15 protein-coding genes and 1 pseudogene are annotated in these 16461 nt (G+C 62.6%); 8 read left to right on the plus strand and 8 right to left on the minus strand.

The features are described 5' to 3' along the window. On the plus strand, nucleotides 1-310 hold a 310-nt coding region (locus tag A985_RS28465), incomplete at its 5' end, for a diguanylate cyclase (RefSeq protein WP_017232341.1). Between the two features lie 49 nt (nucleotides 311-359). On the opposite strand, the gene A985_RS0105170 is transcribed toward A985_RS28465, so the two are convergent. The 6 genes from A985_RS0105170 to A985_RS0105195 form a co-directional block, all read right to left on the minus strand. Next, nucleotides 360-1307: an AEC family transporter gene (locus A985_RS0105170; RefSeq protein ID WP_017232342.1), complete on the minus strand. Its 948-nt coding sequence runs from the start codon at nucleotides 1305-1307 to the stop codon at nucleotides 360-362. 2 nt (nucleotides 1308-1309) lie between these two features. Beyond that, nucleotides 1310-2071 carry a GntR family transcriptional regulator gene (locus A985_RS0105175; protein WP_017232343.1) on the minus strand — a complete coding sequence of 254 codons (762 nt, stop codon included), beginning with the start codon at nucleotides 2069-2071 and terminating at the stop codon, nucleotides 1310-1312. A 230-nt stretch (nucleotides 2072-2301) separates the two neighbouring features. After that, entirely contained in the window at nucleotides 2302-2595 is a 294-nt protein-coding gene (locus A985_RS0105180) for a hypothetical protein (RefSeq protein WP_017232344.1), read from the minus strand. 392 nt (nucleotides 2596-2987) lie between these two features. Further along, nucleotides 2988-3176, minus strand: coding sequence for a hypothetical protein (locus tag A985_RS0105185; RefSeq protein ID WP_017232345.1), 189 nt, complete (start codon nucleotides 3174-3176; stop codon nucleotides 2988-2990). Nucleotides 3177-3288: 112 nt separating this feature from the next. Next, a complete protein-coding gene (locus A985_RS0105190; RefSeq protein WP_017232346.1) occupies nucleotides 3289-3495 on the minus strand; it encodes a hypothetical protein in 207 nt (68 codons plus the stop codon). A 499-nt stretch (nucleotides 3496-3994) separates the two neighbouring features. Further along, entirely contained in the window at nucleotides 3995-4702 is a 708-nt protein-coding gene (locus A985_RS0105195) for a succinate dehydrogenase iron-sulfur subunit (protein WP_017232347.1), read from the minus strand. 154 nt (nucleotides 4703-4856) lie between these two features. Here A985_RS0105195 and A985_RS0105200 point away from each other — a divergent pair. From A985_RS0105200 to A985_RS0105215, 4 genes and pseudogenes are all read left to right on the plus strand, one after another. After that, nucleotides 4857-5225: pseudogene (locus A985_RS0105200) on the plus strand (alpha/beta hydrolase-fold protein); the annotation flags it as partial. Nucleotides 5226-5363: 138 nt separating this feature from the next. Beyond that, a complete protein-coding gene (locus A985_RS24315) occupies nucleotides 5364-6350 on the plus strand; it encodes an EAL domain-containing protein (RefSeq protein WP_232424525.1) in 987 nt (328 codons plus the stop codon). Beyond that, nucleotides 6256-6867: a GAF domain-containing protein gene (locus A985_RS28965; protein WP_232424526.1), complete on the plus strand. Its 612-nt coding sequence runs from the start codon at nucleotides 6256-6258 to the stop codon at nucleotides 6865-6867. Before A985_RS24315 ends, A985_RS28965 begins: the two co-directional genes overlap by 95 nt. Continuing rightward, nucleotides 6773-7900 (plus strand): diguanylate cyclase domain-containing protein, encoded by a 1128-nt coding sequence (locus tag A985_RS0105215; RefSeq protein ID WP_157211356.1) that lies wholly within the window; start codon nucleotides 6773-6775, stop codon nucleotides 7898-7900. Before A985_RS28965 ends, A985_RS0105215 begins: the two co-directional genes overlap by 95 nt. A 14-nt stretch (nucleotides 7901-7914) precedes the next feature. Here the strand turns inward: A985_RS0105215 and A985_RS0105220 are convergent, their stop codons facing one another. Further along, complete coding sequence (locus A985_RS0105220; protein ID WP_017232351.1) at nucleotides 7915-9366, minus strand: PLP-dependent aminotransferase family protein; 1452 nt, start codon at nucleotides 9364-9366, stop codon at nucleotides 7915-7917. A gap of 248 nt (nucleotides 9367-9614) precedes the next feature. On the opposite strand from A985_RS0105220, the gene A985_RS0105225 reads away from it, so the two are divergent. The 3 genes from A985_RS0105225 to fghA all read left to right on the plus strand — a co-directional run bounded on the left by A985_RS0105225 (nucleotide 9615) and on the right by fghA (nucleotide 14035). Next, nucleotides 9615-11171: an EAL domain-containing protein gene (locus A985_RS0105225; protein ID WP_017232352.1), complete on the plus strand. Its 1557-nt coding sequence runs from the start codon at nucleotides 9615-9617 to the stop codon at nucleotides 11169-11171. Between the two features lie 65 nt (nucleotides 11172-11236). Next, nucleotides 11237-12709, plus strand: coding sequence for a PLP-dependent aminotransferase family protein (locus A985_RS24320; RefSeq protein ID WP_039829903.1), 1473 nt, complete (start codon nucleotides 11237-11239; stop codon nucleotides 12707-12709). Between the two features lie 471 nt (nucleotides 12710-13180). Then, on the plus strand, nucleotides 13181-14035 hold the full coding sequence (gene fghA / locus A985_RS0105240; RefSeq protein ID WP_017232354.1) for an S-formylglutathione hydrolase: 855 nt from the start codon (nucleotides 13181-13183) through the stop codon (nucleotides 14033-14035). Nucleotides 14036-14198: 163 nt separating this feature from the next. On the opposite strand, the gene fusA is transcribed toward fghA, so the two are convergent. Beyond that, on the minus strand, nucleotides 14199-16295 hold the full coding sequence (gene fusA / locus A985_RS0105245) for an elongation factor G (protein WP_017232355.1): 2097 nt from the start codon (nucleotides 16293-16295) through the stop codon (nucleotides 14199-14201). Between the last annotated feature and the right edge of the window lie 166 nt (nucleotides 16296-16461).

The following is a 16461-nucleotide window of genomic DNA, read 5'->3' on the forward strand; positions in this document are numbered from 1 at the left end:
GACGGACACGCTCGCGCGTTATGGCGGGGAAGAGTTTGCCGCGTTGCTCGTGCAGACCGAGCAGAACTGGGCGGGCACGGTCGCCGAGCGAGTGCGTCGGGCCGTGGCAGGGCTGGACGTGCCCGACGACGATGGCGCGCGCGTACCGCTCACGATTTCCATCGGGCTTGCCAGCGTGGATCCGCGCGATGTCTCCGACCGGGACACGCTGCCGATGCGCCTGCTCGGCGCCGCCGATGCGGCGCTCTACGCGGCCAAGCGCGGGGGACGCGACCGCGTGGTCGTGGCACCCGCGGCGAGCCTGGGCTGAAGGGATCGCCGTTCGCGCCTGCCGTCTCGGGGCGTTGCTTTCCGCGCGCTTAACGCACGCTGAACCACCCAATCAGCAGCGACACCGTTACCACGGAGAGCACCGTCGACATCAGAATCGCGCGCGAAGCGACGGTGGCTTCGCGTCCGTACAGTTGCGCGAGCATGAACGGGCCGGTGCCGATGGGCAGCGCCGAGAGCAGCAGGGCACTGTGTGCCCAGATCGCGGGAAGATCGAAGACGCGGAACGCCAGGAACGCCGTGATGGCCGGTTGAAACACCAGCTTGAGTCCGACGAGACGCCCGACCGCCCGCGCCATGCGCGGCGCTCGCGCCGCGCCCGATCGCTGCGCGAGAAACAGGCCGATCGCGACCAATGCGCAGGGACTCGCGGCACCGCCGAGCAATGTCGTGAGGTGCAGCACGGGGGCGGGCAACGCGATACCGGCGCCCGCAAATGCCATGCCGGCGAACGGTGAGACGACAAGCGGATTGCGCACCAGCGCGCGGACTACGAAGCCTGCCGTGCGACGCCAGTTCGGCGTGACTTGCAAATCCGTCTCGATGATCGCGATGGAGATTGCGAAGAGCACGGTGGCGGTGAGCAGCATCGCGACGACGACCGCCGGCACGCTGGCCGGACCGAAGACCACGAGGCACAGCGGCAGTCCCATGAACCCGGCGTTCGGATAGGCCGCGCCCATGCCTTCGATGCTCGCGTCGGTCAGCCGTCCTCGTACCGTGCGATCGAGCAGGAACGACAGCGCGAAGGTCGCCGCCATGCCGCCGCCGAACGCTCCCAGAAACCCCGGATTGACCAGCTCCGCCCACGTAATCTGCGCCATCGACTGGAACAGCACGGCGGGCAGGGCGAGATAGACGACGAAACGGTTGAGGGCGTCGAGGGCGCCCTCCCCGAGCCAGGCCCGGCGGGCGCAGAGATAGCCCACGAAGATCAGCCCGAAGACGGGCAGGGCAGCAGAGATAACGGCTTGCATCGTCAGTGGGCCCCCGCCAGTCGGGCAAGCCACTCGCGTCGCGACTGGCCGCCGTCGGCTTCGGTGTGTTCGCGGGCGGCGGCTTCGGCGCCGATGGCGTCGCCCGCGGCGATGCGCGCGGCGATCTCCCCGTGCTCATGCCAGACGACTTCCTGCATCGGCATCGCGCCGAGCGTTGCCGCCATCGCCCGCATGATGTGCGGCCATTGCGGCGCCACCGTTTGCGCGATCAATGGGTTGCCCGACGCGTCGTGCAGCGCCGTGTGGAAGGCAACCTCCACGCGGACTTGACGCGCCACCGGCGTGCCTCGTGTCATCGCCATGCCGGCGGCGACGGCGTCCTGCAGGCGGCGCAATTCGGCGTCGGTCAGCGTGCCCTGTGCCATGCGCGTGGCCGCCAACCGGGCGGCGAGCCCGTCCAGCGCGGTGCGCACCTGATAGAGCTGGCGAAGATGGTCGGCGTCGATCGGCGCGACCTCGAGCCCTTGGCGCCCGCTGTCGCAGACCAGACCGTCGCGCTTGAGCAACTGCAACGCATGGCTGACAGGCTGACGCGACACGCCCAAGGCATCGGCCAACTCGGCTTGGCGGATGCGCTCGCCCGGCGGCAATGTGAGATCGGCGATGGCGTCGCGCAGACGCGAATACACCAGGTCGATCAGCACCGGCGTGCTGGTCAGTGGGCCAAGCGGCGCAAGCGCCGCTTGGGGCGCGGAAGCTGGGTAGGACGCCGGAAAGTCGGCGCTGGCAGCGGGGTTCGACATGGGATTCCGGTGCTTGCCGGTATCAGTGATATATGGAATTCCGAATTCTACGCTTGCAAGCGAACGCCGGGGGACGTTTTTTAGATCACCGGTTAACGTGTGCTGGCGCGAGGAATAAGAGGAAGAGGACGTGGCATGCGGCGGACGCGGGACGGGAAGGGGCGAGCGAGGATCCGGTGACGCAGTCAAGCGGCGACGCCGAGGGGGGGCGGCGAAAGACGTGAGGGGTATCAGTCGCTCGGATCGAGTTCGGGGGGCGAGACGGAGGTGGCGCGGGCGGGCGTCTGGAGCAGGGCCTGCATGGTGGTGCGGGTGCGCTGCAGACGTCGGGCGAGGGCCCAGGCGTCGGCTTCGCGTTCGAACAAGCCGACGATCAGATGCGGTTCCGCGGCGAAGCCGTCGGAGAACAGCCCGATATTTTTGGCGATCATCTCACTCGTGCGTTCGACCGAAACGGTGTACTGACGGGGCGAGCGGTACTGATTGATGACCACGGCGAAGGCGCGGGAGAACGCGTCGGACATACGGAAACCTCCTCTGTCGGCGTAGCGCGGTGTCCCGGATGTCGAGCGCTGGAGACTTGGCGCGAAGCGTTGCACTTCCGGTGATTGTAGGCCATGGCGGTGTGCGCGTCGGGAGAAAACGATGCCGGTGCAAACGCGGGGATGCGGGCATCGGCCTCGACATAAAAAAAGCCGCCGAGCGGGTCGGCGGCGCAACAGAGAGGGTGACAGCGCAACCGAAGTTGCCGGAAACCAGCATAGGTGGCCGTGATGACAGCGACGTGACCGACGTCGCGACTAGCACGGCAGGGCCAACGTGCCAACGGGCTGCGGGCGACGGGGCCGACAGGGATAGCTCCGCAAGTCGCTATCCGAAGCCGGATCGCGACTTGCCTGCTCGGGGCGCCCGGTGGCTACACCAATACGGGCAACGCCTCCATGACCAGCAACGCGACGAGGGCGCCGACCACGGCACCGACCGCGCGCAGACTGTAGCGCGTGGCCCGTGTGGTGACGGGAATGCCGCCAACGAGCAATGCACCGGCCACGGCCATCGGCAGGAACAGGGTCAGGTCGTAAAGGTTGAAGTGAAGTGCGGGCATCGTTCTTGTCTCCTCGCCTGAATTTCCCTTCCACTATAGGACGGTTGCGGAGGATGCCCAAGTTTGGTGCGTTGCAGCATGTTGCTGCACGGAAAACGATGCCCTGGCCGCGTCAGTCTTCCTGACGCACCGCGTGCATCTTGCGGCGAGCATTCCACATCGCCATGTCCTTGCGCGTACGTACGCGGTCACTGACGATGACGCCCGGCGGTTGCGCGCGGGCAGCGGAGATACCTACGTCGTCGGCTTCGCTGCGCGCCTGTACCATCATGACGAGCGTAAACAGCGAGGCGGCAAGCGCCAGCAGGATCAGCTTCATTGGGGCCCCGGTAAATCTCTGATGATCTGGTCGGTGTCATGCATCGTCGTCCTTGTCCTGACCAGTCCTTGAAGGGGGACCGTGCCGGCGGTGGTGGCGCGATGCTGCTTTGTGCACTGCTGATGGACTACGTTGCTGCGACTGCCTGGCGGGACGGGGCTCGGTGTGCCTGACGCGGCCTGATCGCCATTCGCGTCTTACATGGCGCGACGCATCATAACCGGCAAATGTGACAAATCTCCCAGCGGGGAACATCTCGCGTCGAGCGCGGTGCAACAGATCACCGCACGTCTCCCACGTCCTTTACCGTATAGCGACGTGTGCGGCGCAAAGTTTAGAAATTGTGACAAATTTTTTGAGACGGGGGGTGTTTCTAGTCGAAGGCTGTACGACCTCAAGCGGGTCGGATTGCATGAGCGTCACCGACTTGGCACCGTTCACGCTTGGGCTGGCCGGTCGCGCGTGGATCAGTTTTCCGAGGGTTCGCGTGGCGTTCGGTTTAAAGGGTCCGGCGCACCAGCATGGATTTAATCTCGCCGATGGCCTTCGCTGGGTTCAATCCCTTAGGGCAAACGTCGGTGCAGTTCAATATCGATCGGCAGCGAAATAGCCGATACGGATCTTCGAGATTGTCGAGCCGTGCGTTCGTGCCTTCATCGCGTGAATCAACGAGGAACCGGTAGGCCTGCAGCAGCCCCGCGGGGCCAACATATTTGTCGGGATTCCACCAGAACGACGGACAGGCGCTCGAGCAACAGGCGCACAGGATGCATTCGTAGAGTCCGTCGAGCGCATCGCGTTCGTCCGGTGACTGGAGGCGCTCGCGTTCGGGGGGAGGCGTATCGTTGATCAGGTACGGCATGATCGAATGGTATTGCTCGACGAATGCCGTCATGTCCACGATCAGGTCGCGCACGACCGGCAAGCCGGGGAGCGGGCGCAACACCGTATGACGTGGCAAATCGTGAAGATTCGTCGTACAGGCAAGACCGTTCTTGCCGTTGATGTTCATCGCGTCCGACCCGCATACGCCCTCTCGGCACGAGCGCCTGAAACTCAACGTTTCGTCAAGAGCCTTCAGTCGCATCAACACATCGAGCAGCATCCGGTCGGTTGGCGCGATGTCGATCGTGAACGTCTGCATGCGTGGCGCAGAATCGCCGTCCGGATCGTAGCGGAAGATGTCGAATGTTCTGAACTCGGTCATGGAGGCTCCCCCGTCATTTTCTGCGTCAGCATCGCTGATGCATCGGCACTGCTGCGCGCATGGGCCTGGCAGCGGCATGAGCGCATCGCGTCGCGACATACCATGCGCGCTTTGGATATATCTCAATAGGATATAAAAGACCGAGCCAGGCGTGATGACTTGGATCAATCCCGGGCGAAGCCAACATGCGCGAAATTGCCAATCGTCGCACTATCGCATCGACAGCTACATCGTCGACGAACTCTACGGCGTGGTGACGCAATCGTTGCCGATCGACGCGGGACGCATCGGCATCTTCGGCCACTCGATGGGCCGGCATGGTGCCCTGACGCCCGCTCTGCGCAAACCTGATGAATTCCGCCCGGTGTCGGCATTCGCGCCGATCGCCGCACCAACGCGTTGTCCGTGGGGCGAGAAGGCGTTCGCGGGATATCTGGGCGCGGATCGCGAGACGTGGCGTCAGTATGACGCCAGCGAACTGATGGCCAAGGCCGGTCAGGTGGGATTTCCGGGCGGCATCGTGTAAGCAGACAAGCCTGCTCCGGTGAGTTGCCGGCCAGCTTGCCCGGGTACGACATCGGATCTGATACGCATGTTTTGATACGTGACTGCTACTCGTTTTGGGATCGCAGCCAGGTCATAGTTCGCAACTACGATAACCGTGCGAAAAGAACGCCATGCGATTTTTGCAACGCTACACAGCACGAATACGCTGGCTGCGACCTATATATTCGACGAGCATCCCGACGCGGCGGTGACTGTCGTCGTTGCGTCGAGCCTGGCGGGCTTCCTCGCGGCCAGCCTGTTCGCCGCTCACGCCGCCGTCGTTCTGCTTTTCGCACTATCTGCTTGCGACGCGATTGTGTACGTTGGCTATTGCGTTCACCCAAAAGCGAGATTGCGGCGCGCGGTGCGCATCGGTCTTCGCCGTGGTGAGTTCCATGTCGTTTATCAGCCCATTGTGGACATGTGCATGCGACATTGCGTGGGCGTGGAAGCGCTGCTCCGGTGGGGCCATCCAAAGTTCGGCGCCGCGGGGCCGGGGCAGTTCATTGGGAAGCTCGAAGGCTCGCGGCTGCTCGGCGCGTTGACCCGTTTCGTGCTGCGCGAGGCGACTAACGCACTGAGCCAGCCGCCGTTCCCCCAGCACTGGCATATATCGGTCAACATCTGCGCGCGGCATCTGATGAAGGACGGCTTTGTCGAGGATGTCTGCGAGTCCGCCGGTCCGATGCTGGAGCGCCTCATTTTGGAACTCACCGAGCGCAGTTGCGTCGAGCGTACGCCGCGGGTTGTCACGGCCCTTGGCCACTTAAGGCAACGCGCCGTACACCTGTCACTCGACGATTTCGGTACAGGCGTCAGCAATTTTGACTTGCTCGCGGACTTCCGGTTCGATTACGTGAAAGTAGACCGGCGTTTTCTAGCCATGCGTGGCGATGCGCGCATCCAGTTTCTGAAGTCGGTCGCTGCAACGGAACGTCGTATTCCATGTGGCGACTTACTATGGCCGGACGCTCCAATGCGAGGAACCGTTTGTCGTCAGGGATACATTGTCCGATGCGGAGCTTGCGCAGGGGCCACTGGCAACCCACCACTTTGGAATCCGTTTTTTCGCAGGCATTGCGCTGCGTCTACCGTGCGGTAAACCCATCGGTATGCTATGTGTGATGCACTCGATGCCGCGGCGTTTCACGCGCCAACAGCGTCAGATGCTGGCAGACCTGGGGCAAATGCTCGAGCACGAAATTGGCCTGAGCAAGCTGGACAGCGCTGATCGCTTGCAGGTGCTTCGGGCGATCGACCGGCTTCAGACCCAGCACACGCTTTACGTCGAGACGTTCCATCGGACTCCAGTCGCTATCGCACATATCGGAAGGGACTGGGAGTGGCGACACATGAATGATGCCTGCGTGAAATTCTTCGCGCACTCGCGCGCTCCGCTGACGAAAACGAACATACGCGATCTGCTGGATGCGAGCGACCGGACCAGGTTTGAGCAGGCCGTGCAGTCCCTGGATATTCGTAGCCGGGGGGGGCGAGGTCCTGACACTCGACGTAACGTTCAGGTTGCGCAACAAGCAAAGAAAGCCAGCGCGAGTGCAGGTGGCACGGAGGCAGACGACGTCGGCCCGCGACGGCGGCTGGCTGTTTGTCATTCATGATACCCAGGCGGAGCAACAGGAAAAAGCCGCGCGCGATGCGCGGGAGGCTGCGTTGCATCGGGGAGCCCATGAGGCCTCGGAAGGTCTGCGCAAGGCGCATGAGCAACTGACGAGCGCCGAGCGACAATTGGGAGCCACGCGCGTGGATTTGCGCGCTATCGCTGACAATCTGCCGGCGCTGGTCGCGTACGTCGACGGTGAGCGACGTTATCGGTTCGCCAACTCAACCTATCGCGAGTGGCTGGGGTTGGACCCCGAGGAGATCGTGGGACGGCTCACCCACGAGGTTCTCGACGCTGATTTTTTTGCTGCCATCGAGCCGTACGTCCAGCGCGTGCTCAGCGGCGAAAGGGCCGAGTACGAGGTTGGAGCGACGCTTAACGGGAGCCAACGTGTCCTGCGTGGTGTGATGGTGCCGCGTCGTGTCCATGTTCAGGCGGATGATGGGTACTGCCTGCTGGTGCAGGATGTGACTGAGCGAAGGGCGTTGCTCGATCGCCTGCGGCACCAGGCATTCCACGACGCGCTGACCGGCCTGCCGAACAGACGCTCGTTCTTCGAGAGGCTCGATGAGGCGTGCGCAGCAGGCAGCGACGGTGTGGCGGCCATCATGTTTATCGACCTGGACGGCTTCAAGGCTGTCAACGATACCTACGGGCATCAGTGCGGCGACGAAGTCCTGGTTGAAACCGCGCGCCGGATAAGCCGCTGCGTGCGTGGCGGGGATCTGGTTGCGCGGCACGCCGGGGATGAGTTCACCGTGCTGCTGGCCGGCCCTGCCATCGATCACGCTGCACTGGAGAGAATTGCACGGGCGATCCTGCTGACACTGAGCCAGCCCATAACGTTTGGGGCGAAGGTCGTCAGGTTATCAGCCAGTATCGGCATGCTACTGCGCGGCCAGGCAGCGTCGTTAAGTGGCGAAGCCCTGTTACGTGCGGCGGATGCCGCGATGTATCGTGCGAAAGTCGCAGGCAAGGCGCGTATTGTCGTGCATGAGATTCACGATTCACCGGCCGGCGTGCCGGGTTGAGATCGACGTCCGTATCATGCCGGCCGAACCGGACCGGCAAGCCTGGCGCCGCAACGCGATTCATCAGCGCACAGGGCACCTAGTGTCGCAACCGCATTCTCGAGCCGCGCTGACCATGGGTATCCATAGTTCAGTCGTACACGGTGCCGGAAGGCGCCGTCCGCTGAGAAGATAGGTCCGGGCGCGACGCTGATGCCACTGCTGAGCGCAGCCTGGAAGAACTGTATCGAGTCTACGTGGTCCGGAAGCGTTACCCAGGTGAAATAACCGCCGTCGGACTTGGTGGCTAGGGTATCGGCCGGGAAGTACCGGCTGATCGCGTCAAGCATCTGCGATTGCTGATGGGCCAACTCGCGACGTAGTTTTTTAAGAAATCGTTCGTAGCCGCCGTGCTCCAGATAGTCGGCGATTGCGCGCTGGGCCGGCATGCTGGCCGATAGCGTGGTCATCCATTTCGCACGTTCCAGCCTGCCCGCGAACCTTCCGGCTGCCGCCCAGCCGATACGATATCCGGGGGCAAGGCACTTCGAAAACGATCCACAATGGATGACAAGACCTTTCCGGTCAAAGAATTTGGCCGGACGCACCGGGTCCGGGCCAAAATGCAGTTCGTGGTAGACGTCATCCTCAATGAGCGGCACGTCGTGTTTGGCGAGCAGATCAACCAGCGCCTGCTTTCTGGAATCGACCAGCGTCACTCCGGTCGGATTGTGGAACGAGGTCATGAACCAGCAGGCCCGAACCGGATGCTGCTGCAGCGCCCGCGCTAGCGCATCCAGATCATGACCCTTCACCGGGTCGACGGGAATCTCCACTACGTTCAGCCTCAAACGCTCGATAGCCTGCAGCGCTGCGTAAAACGTCGGCTTTTCGATCACGATCACATCGCCTGGCGCGGCCAGCAACTGGGCGCTGAGCGTCAGGGCTTCGAGTGCACCGCTCGTAATGACGATCTCATCGACAGGCACCGTCATCCCCGACATCAGGTAACGCAACGAAATCTGCTGGCGCAATCCTTCAAACCCAGGCGGCAGGCCGTCAACCATGCTGGCCAGGTGCGTTGAGCGATTGACAGTCGCGCATGACTTTCCGACACGTGCCATTGGAAGCAACGTAGGGCTCAGAAACGCTGAACCCAATGGGACAGTCTCGGGCTGCCTGATCGTCTCGAGTACCTCAAAGACAAGGTCGCTGATATTGACGGTCTTCGGATCGGCACCCGGCGAGGTCCGGGGCCTTTGCCGCGGTAATGCTCCGGTAGTCGGCGACACGAAATAGCCTGAGCGCGGGCGCGCCTTGATCACGCCCCTGTCTTCGAGCAGGTAGTAGGCGCGAAATACCGTCGCGGGGCTCACGTCCCATGCCTTGCAAGCCGAGCGAACCGAAGGAATACGCGCGCCGGGTGGCAGATCACCGCGCTTGATGAGCTCACTGATTTGTTCGGCTAACCGCTCGTACCGTTTCAACGGGTGCTCCTTACGGAAAACACGATTTCGGGCATCGGACCGGCCCCGCCAGCACACACGCCTAACCTCGGAAGATAGCCACTTCTCAATCTGATACGGCCTTTCTTTCGCAATCTGCTTCTATTGCGGACGCACACACGCTGGCAAAGTGCGGCCCAGACAGGCTCCACTGCCTTCGAAGTTTCGCCGACGCGAAGCGGTCCGATCCATAACGATTTTTCAAGCCGAATTCTTTTAGTGATAGACCAATGGCATTTGGGTTCCCTGTATCAAAAATCAGGCGCAGCGCGTTCGTCGCGCTCGGTCGTGCCTCGGAACACGGGTTGACAGTCATCCTGGTCATCTGCGCAGGCACCACACTTGCTCTTGCAGATCCGGCCGACACCCGCTCTAGTCGCATTCATACGCTTGAACATAACGACTGGCAACCATTGACGGACAGGCTCGCCGACCCACCCGCGCCCCCGATTCGCTTTGGCGCACCCTGCGCGTCCATTGTACGGTTGCCCGTTGTTCCCGCAGCCCTTGTCGGCCCGGTCGCCGGCCCGGTGCCTGTGCTAACGAATACCTGCGATTCGCTGAAGGATGCGCGTGAAGTTGTCATTGGAACTACTGCTGTAAGGGCCCATGCAGAGGCGAACCTTGCGACGCTGCTCAGCGACGTGCGGTGGCAAATCAGCGGCCAGGCAGCGGCAGAACGAAATGGCCTTCTAGCCTCTGACGCGCTGGTGGGTAGCACGTCGCGGGCCGACCTGGCGAAGCAATCGCCGGAACCGCCGACAATGCCGGTCTCGGACTGCTCATTGGGTGCGGATTGTGAAACCCGGGCGAACTCGCCTTGGATCGAGGCCGACACGCTCGCCCCGGCGCGGCCGTCGGCAAGCGCAGCGACACAGCGCGCCTCAGCATGGACCCTTTCGGGCTTTGTATTGTGGCCGATCCTGGTGGCGGTGCTGGTCGTCGTTGTCGGCTGGGCCCTCAAGCGGTGGTTTCGCTACGACAAGTCGCTCCTGCGTGCTGCGCGTGCAGGGCTACGTCGCGGCGAATTCCACCTTGAGTACCAACCGGTCGTTGGCGTGAGGCGGGCCAGGTGCGTGGGCGTCGACGCCCTGTTGCGTTGGGACAACCAGAAGTACGGCGCGCTGGGCCCGGCTCACTATATGGACGTCATCGAGAAGAGTAGTTTGATCGGACCGGTGACACGTTTTGTCCTGTCGCGCGCCGCCCAGGAGTTGCGGGAAATCGGTGCTCCAAAATCGCTCTACCTCGGCGTTACAGCGCCCGCGTCTTACTTGGTAAGTTCTGCGTTCCTCGCGCACCTTGGCGACGTTGGTTCCCTCGGTCTTCCCCCGTTGATGCTAAAGATCGGGGCGGGCAGCGCGAGGAAGTTCAAAAACCGACTCATCCCGATGATGGCGCGGGCGCGTGAAATAGGCGTGCGTTTTGCCCTGTCGGTCGCGCGGCCTGCTGACGTTGAACCTGAACTGCCGGCAGCGATGACCTTTGAGATGGTAAAGATTGACAGGCGCGTGCTGGGAATGAATCCCGATGAGCGATCCCGACACATCGGTACTTTGACGCGCATGGGCCATGAGATGGGCGCCGTGGTCGTGGTCGAAGGCATTGAGAACTCGGCGCATCACAACGTCGCACGCGCGAACCGTGTCGAGTATGGTCAAGGGTTTTTCTACAGCCGTGCGCTCGGCGCCAGCCGGCTGAAGGTACTTTTCGAGACCGCCAGCGCCGCGTCCAAAAAGCCGGCTGGCGCCGCAACCGCGCTCAGTTGGCGGGGTCGGAATTTCTGAACGACGCGTTCCACCCTCAACCGGGGCAGAGCGGAATAGCTCCATTTGGTTGGCATAACACAATAATGAAGCGCTATCTCCAATTGGCGGCGGAGTTCGAAAGTCTGATGCTGAACGGTACGCTTGAACCCGGTGTGCGACTCCCGTCGGTGCGCCGGGCGAGCAGTTCGTATCGCGTGAGTCCTTCAACCGTTTTCCATGCTTACTACACCCTCGAACGACGAGGCCTGATCGTCGCAAGACCTCGCTCGGGCTATTTCGTCGCAAGCGGGCCCGCGTCAACGAAAGCCTTAACCCTCGTTTCGAAGCACAGTGTTGAGGACGCGGGTGGTGACAGCCTGACTATCCGCTTCATGAGGGCTCAACGTCGATGCGCGCATCCGTGGCTTGGCTCGTCCGAGCCATGTGCCAAGCTGTTCCCGTTTAGCCGGATTGCGCGCGCTTTGGCTGCAGCAATTCGGAGGATGGCGAGTTCCCGGAACGCCTTGTCGGCGGGAGAGGTAGAAGCGGATCTGCGTCGCCAGATCGCCCTGCGCTACGTTGTCACAGGTGTTGCGGTCCCAATCGAAGAGGTTGTTGTGACGAGTGGCGCGCTCGACGCAACGATGCTTTGTCTGCAGGTTCTGACTCGGCCTGGCGACACCATCGCAATTGAACGGCCTGCTTTCCACGCCGTGCGAGATGTGGTTAAGCGCCTCCGTCTTAAGGCCGTGGAAATCCCTGTCGATCCACACCATGGACTCGACCTCGGCGTATTAGAGGAGGCGTTGCGGCAGCGTCCGGTACGGGCTTGCTGGTTTATGACGACACTGCATCAGCCAACAGGCGCGACGCTCTCCGATGAACGGAAGCAGGCACTTGTGAGGCTACTGGCCATATATGGCGTGCCGCTGATCGAGGACGACGTATTCCGCGAACTGCATTTCGGTTTGACGCCGGCGTATCCGGCGAAGCGCTTCGATGCCAAAGGTCTCGTGCTGCACTGCGGGTCGTTCTCGACGAGCCTTGCGCCGGGCCTGCACCTCGGTTGGGTAGCCGCGGGGCGCTACGCCAGGAGAATTGAGCACGCGCGTTGGCTGACAATGGACCCGGCGTCTGTGCCCGTGCAATGCGCAATTGCGGGCCTCCTTGAACATGGGGATTACGACCGGCTGCTGCGTAAGCTGCGCCGCGAACTGGCGTCCCTTCAGACACGGATGGTGGCCGCTGTCGTAAAGTACTTCCCCAAAGGGACACTGGTGGTCCGGCCGCCGGGCGGATTCTTCCTTTGGGTGCAACTTCCAGAAGGCGTAGGGGCAGTGCAGTTGTTCGAAATGGCCGAAGCGCACGAAATCGCGATAGCACCCGGTGCAATTTTTTCATGCGATAGCGAATTTCGCCGTCACATCCGGATTAACTATGGACGTCCGTGGACCCGGGACGTTGAAAAGGAGATACACACTTTGGGCACCCTGGCGAGGCGAGCCGTGGCTGAGCAACGGGCGGCCAGGCATGCGGGGCGTGAAGGCGCGGAAGCAATGGCAGGCGAGGCGCCGTGATCGATGGCGATGCCGGCGGAGCGAAGCGCCTCCGGAGCTACCTGCCACCTGCATGCGGCGGTGATTGGCCCGGGGGCGGTGGAAGTAGTTGTTCTACCGCTGGAGACGAATTCGCTGGCCCGATCAATCGATGTCGCCAGGCCGGAGCAGGCCGGAGCGTCGACATTCGACGTACCACGGTGGCAGCATTTTCGCCTGAGCTTCAGCCCAGTTCCACAATCGTTGGCAACGTGGTGGCACAGCAACTTAACACGGACTTTGGCTTCGGTATCATCAGGTCGCCTGAACGAACGTCTGCGCGACATCGCGACCGTCATGCAACCCGCTAGAATGAACATCGCGCACCCCACGCACCTCGCCGATGTCACCTGTCGCCTCGCGAGGTAAGATAGCGGCCATCATCGCAATGGTTGCCCCGCTCCCGGCGGCGCGGCGCCATGGCCGACTTCCCGAACCCTCCCGGATCTCGTCATGCTCGAACTCATTTCCGAACACCGTTGTTTCGGTGGTGCGCAACGCTTCTATCGCCACACGTCGACTGTCATCGGCCTGCCGATGCGTTTCTCGGTGTTCATCCCGCCTCAGGCGCGTGACGGCCGGGCGGTGCCGGCGCTGTTCTATCTCGCGGGGCTTACCTGCACGGAAGAAACGTTCATGATCAAGGGCGGCGCGCAATGGCTCGCCGCAGAACACGGCGTGGCGCTGATTGCGCCCGACACCAGCCCGCGTGGTGCTGGCGTGCCGGGCGAGACCGATGCCTGGGATTTCGGCGTCGGCGCCGGCTTCTATCTCGATGCGACACAGGCACCTTGGTCGGCGCACTATCGCATGTACAGCTATATCGTCGACGAACTCTACGGCGTGGTGACGCAATCGCTGCCGATCGACGCGGGACGGATCGGCATCTTCGGCCACTCCATGGGCGGGCATGGTGCCCTGACGCTAGCACTGCGCAACCCTGACAAATTCCGCTCGGTGTCGGCATTCGCGCCGATCGCGGCGCCAACGCGTTGCCCATGGGGCGAGAAGGCATTCGCGGGATATCTGGGCGCGGATCGCGAGACATGGCGTCAGTATGACGCCAGCGAACTGATGGCGAAGGCCGGGCAGGTGGTGTTTCCCGGCGGCATCCTGATCGATCAGGGCTTGAACGATCAATTCCTCGAATCACAACTGCATCCGCACCTCTTCGAGCGCGCCTGCCAGGATGCCGGTCAGCCGCTGAACCTGCGGCGCCACCCCGGCTACGACCACGGCTACTACTTCATTCAGACCTTCATGGCGGATCATCTGTCGCATCACGCCGAGCATCTGCGCACTTACTGACCGCGCCCGTGCCCGCGACGCCCGATTCTCTCGGGCCGATCACGCCTTATGACGGAGCGGCAGTCAGCGCGTTAGCGAGCGCGACAGCCGGATAACGACATCGGGCGCGGCGGTCAATCCTGACCCGCCGCGCCTGACACCGCGCTCGACATCCGATGACGCATTACTTCTTGGTCGAAATAATCGCGTCGGCCACGTTCCTCGGCGCTTCGGCGTAGTGTTTGAATTCCATTGTGTACGTGGCGCGCCCTTGCGTGAGCGAGCGCAACGAGGTCGAGTAACCGAACATTTCTGACAGCGGCACCTCGGCGCGTACGATCTTGCCGCCGCCCACGATGTCATCCATACCCTGCAACATGCCGCGACGACCGGACAGGTCGCCCATCACGTTGCCCATGAACTCTTCGGGCGTCTCGACTTCGACCGCCATCATCGGCTCGAGCAGCACCGGGTCGGCGCGGCGCATCGCCTCCTTGAACGCCATCGAGCCCGCCATGCGGAACGCGTTTTCGTTCGAGTCCACGTCATGGTATGACCCGAACGTGAGCGTAACCTTCACGTTGACGACCGGATAGCCGGCCACCACGCCGTTGTTTAGCGTCTCGCGAATGCCCTTGTCCACGGCCGGGATAAACTCGCGTGGCACCACGCCGCCCTTGATCGCATCGACAAATTCATACGGCTTTTCCTTGTCCGGCTCCAGCGTGATGACCACGTCGCCATACTGGCCGCGTCCGCCCGACTGCTTGACGAACTTGCCCTGCACGTCTTCGATTTTCTTGCGCACCGTTTCGCGATAGGCAACCTGCGGCTTGCCGACGGTCGCCTCCACGCCGAACTCGCGGCGCATGCGATCGACCAGAATTTCGAGGTGCAGCTCGCCCATGCCCGAGATGATCGTCTGGCCCGATTCTTCGTCGGTCTTCACGCGGAACGACGGGTCTTCCTGCGCCAGCCGATTCAGGGCGAGGCCCATCTTCTCCTGGTCTGCCTTGGTCTTGGGCTCGACCGCTTGCGAAATTACCGGCTCGGGGAATTCCATCTTCTCCAGAATGATCACGGCGTTTGGATCGCACAGCGTGTCGCCGGTCGTCGCTTCCTTCAGCCCGACCGCCGCGGCGATATCTCCCGCCCGCACTTCCTTGATCTCGATGCGTTGATTGGCGTGCATCTGCAAGATACGCCCCAAGCGTTCCTTCTTGTCCTTGGTCGGATTGAAGACGGTGGCGCCCGAGTCGATCACGCCCGAGTACACGCGGAAGAAGATCAACTGGCCGACGAACGGGTCCGTCATGATCTTGAAGGCGAGGGCGGAGAAGGGCTCGTCGTCCGACGGGTGGCGTTCGATCTCCTTGTCGTCTTCGTCGTGACCGGCGATGGCGGGCACGTCGACGGGCGACGGCAGGTAATCGATCACAGCGTCGAGCATGGCCTGCACGCCCTTGTTCTTGAACGCGGTGCCGCACAACATCGGCACGATTTCACCCGCGACGGTACGCTTGCGCAGCCCCTGCCGGATCTCGGCCTCGGTCAGCGTATCGCCGCCAAGATACTTTTCGAGCAGCGCCTCATCGGCCTCGGCGGCGGCTTCGATCATCTTGTCGTGCCATTCCTGCGCCGTGTCCTTGAGATTGGCCGGAATGTCGACGTATTCGAACTTCACGCCCTTCGATTCCTCATCCCAGACGATGCCTTTCATCTTCACGAGATCGACCACGCCCTGGAAATTGTCCTCGGCGCCGATCGGAATCTGGATGGGCACGGCATTGCCGCGCAGACGCTCGTGAATCTGCTTGTGCACGCGGAAGAAGTCGGCACCCACGCGGTCCATCTTGTTGACGAACGCGATGCGCGGCACCTTGTACTTGTTGGCTTGCCGCCAGACGGTCTCGGACTGCGGTTGCACACCGCCGACCGAATCGTAGACCATGCAGGCGCCGTCGAGCACGCGCATCGAGCGCTCGACTTCAATCGTGAAGTCGACGTGGCCCGGCGTGTCGATGATGTTGATGCGGTGTTCGGGATAGTTGCCGGCCATGCCGCGCCAGAAGCAGGTCGTCGCGGCAGACGTGATCGTGATGCCGCGCTCTTGTTCCTGCTCCATCCAGTCCATCGTGGCAGCGCCTTCGTGGACTTCGCCCAGCTTGTGGTTGACGCCTGTGTAGAACAGGATGCGCTCGGTCGTCGTTGTCTTGCCAGCGTCGATGTGAGCACTGATGCCGATGTTTCGGTAGCGCTCGATGGGGGTCTTTCGGGCCACGGTACACCTCTTTTCCAGACGGTGGGAAAAAGCATAGCAGCAGCCATCATACTCCAATGTCTCCATGCCGCGCTGAGCGTGACATCGGCTGGAAGCCCAGCAGGCATGGGGGTTTGCGCCGGCCGGCGGCACCGCCTGCGGGCGGGCGCGGCGCCTCGCCGGCACG

The organism is Pandoraea sp. B-6, assembly GCF_000282835.1.
Lineage (GTDB): Bacteria > Pseudomonadota > Gammaproteobacteria > Burkholderiales > Burkholderiaceae > Pandoraea > Pandoraea cepalis.

Bases quoted from the DNA above. Each gene is read 5' to 3' on its own strand.
- A985_RS0105170 (WP_017232342.1), bottom strand. From the start codon at position 1,307: ATGCAAGCCGTTATCTCTGCTGCCCTGCCCGTCTTCGGGCTGATCTTC.
- A985_RS0105175 (WP_017232343.1), bottom strand. From the start codon at position 2,071: ATGTCGAACCCCGCTGCCAGCGCCGACTTTCCGGCGTCCTACCCAGCT.
- A985_RS0105180 (WP_017232344.1), bottom strand. From the start codon at position 2,595: ATGTCCGACGCGTTCTCCCGCGCCTTCGCCGTGGTCATCAATCAGTAC.
- A985_RS0105185 (WP_017232345.1), bottom strand. From the start codon at position 3,176: ATGCCCGCACTTCACTTCAACCTTTACGACCTGACCCTGTTCCTGCCG.
- A985_RS0105190 (WP_017232346.1), bottom strand. From the start codon at position 3,495: ATGAAGCTGATCCTGCTGGCGCTTGCCGCCTCGCTGTTTACGCTCGTC.
- A985_RS0105195 (WP_017232347.1), bottom strand. From the start codon at position 4,702: ATGACCGAGTTCAGAACATTCGACATCTTCCGCTACGATCCGGACGGC.
- A985_RS0105225 (WP_017232352.1), top strand. From the start codon at position 9,615: ATGGCATTTGGGTTCCCTGTATCAAAAATCAGGCGCAGCGCGTTCGTC.
- A985_RS24320 (WP_039829903.1), top strand. From the start codon at position 11,237: ATGAAGCGCTATCTCCAATTGGCGGCGGAGTTCGAAAGTCTGATGCTG.
- fghA (WP_017232354.1), top strand. From the start codon at position 13,181: ATGCTCGAACTCATTTCCGAACACCGTTGTTTCGGTGGTGCGCAACGC.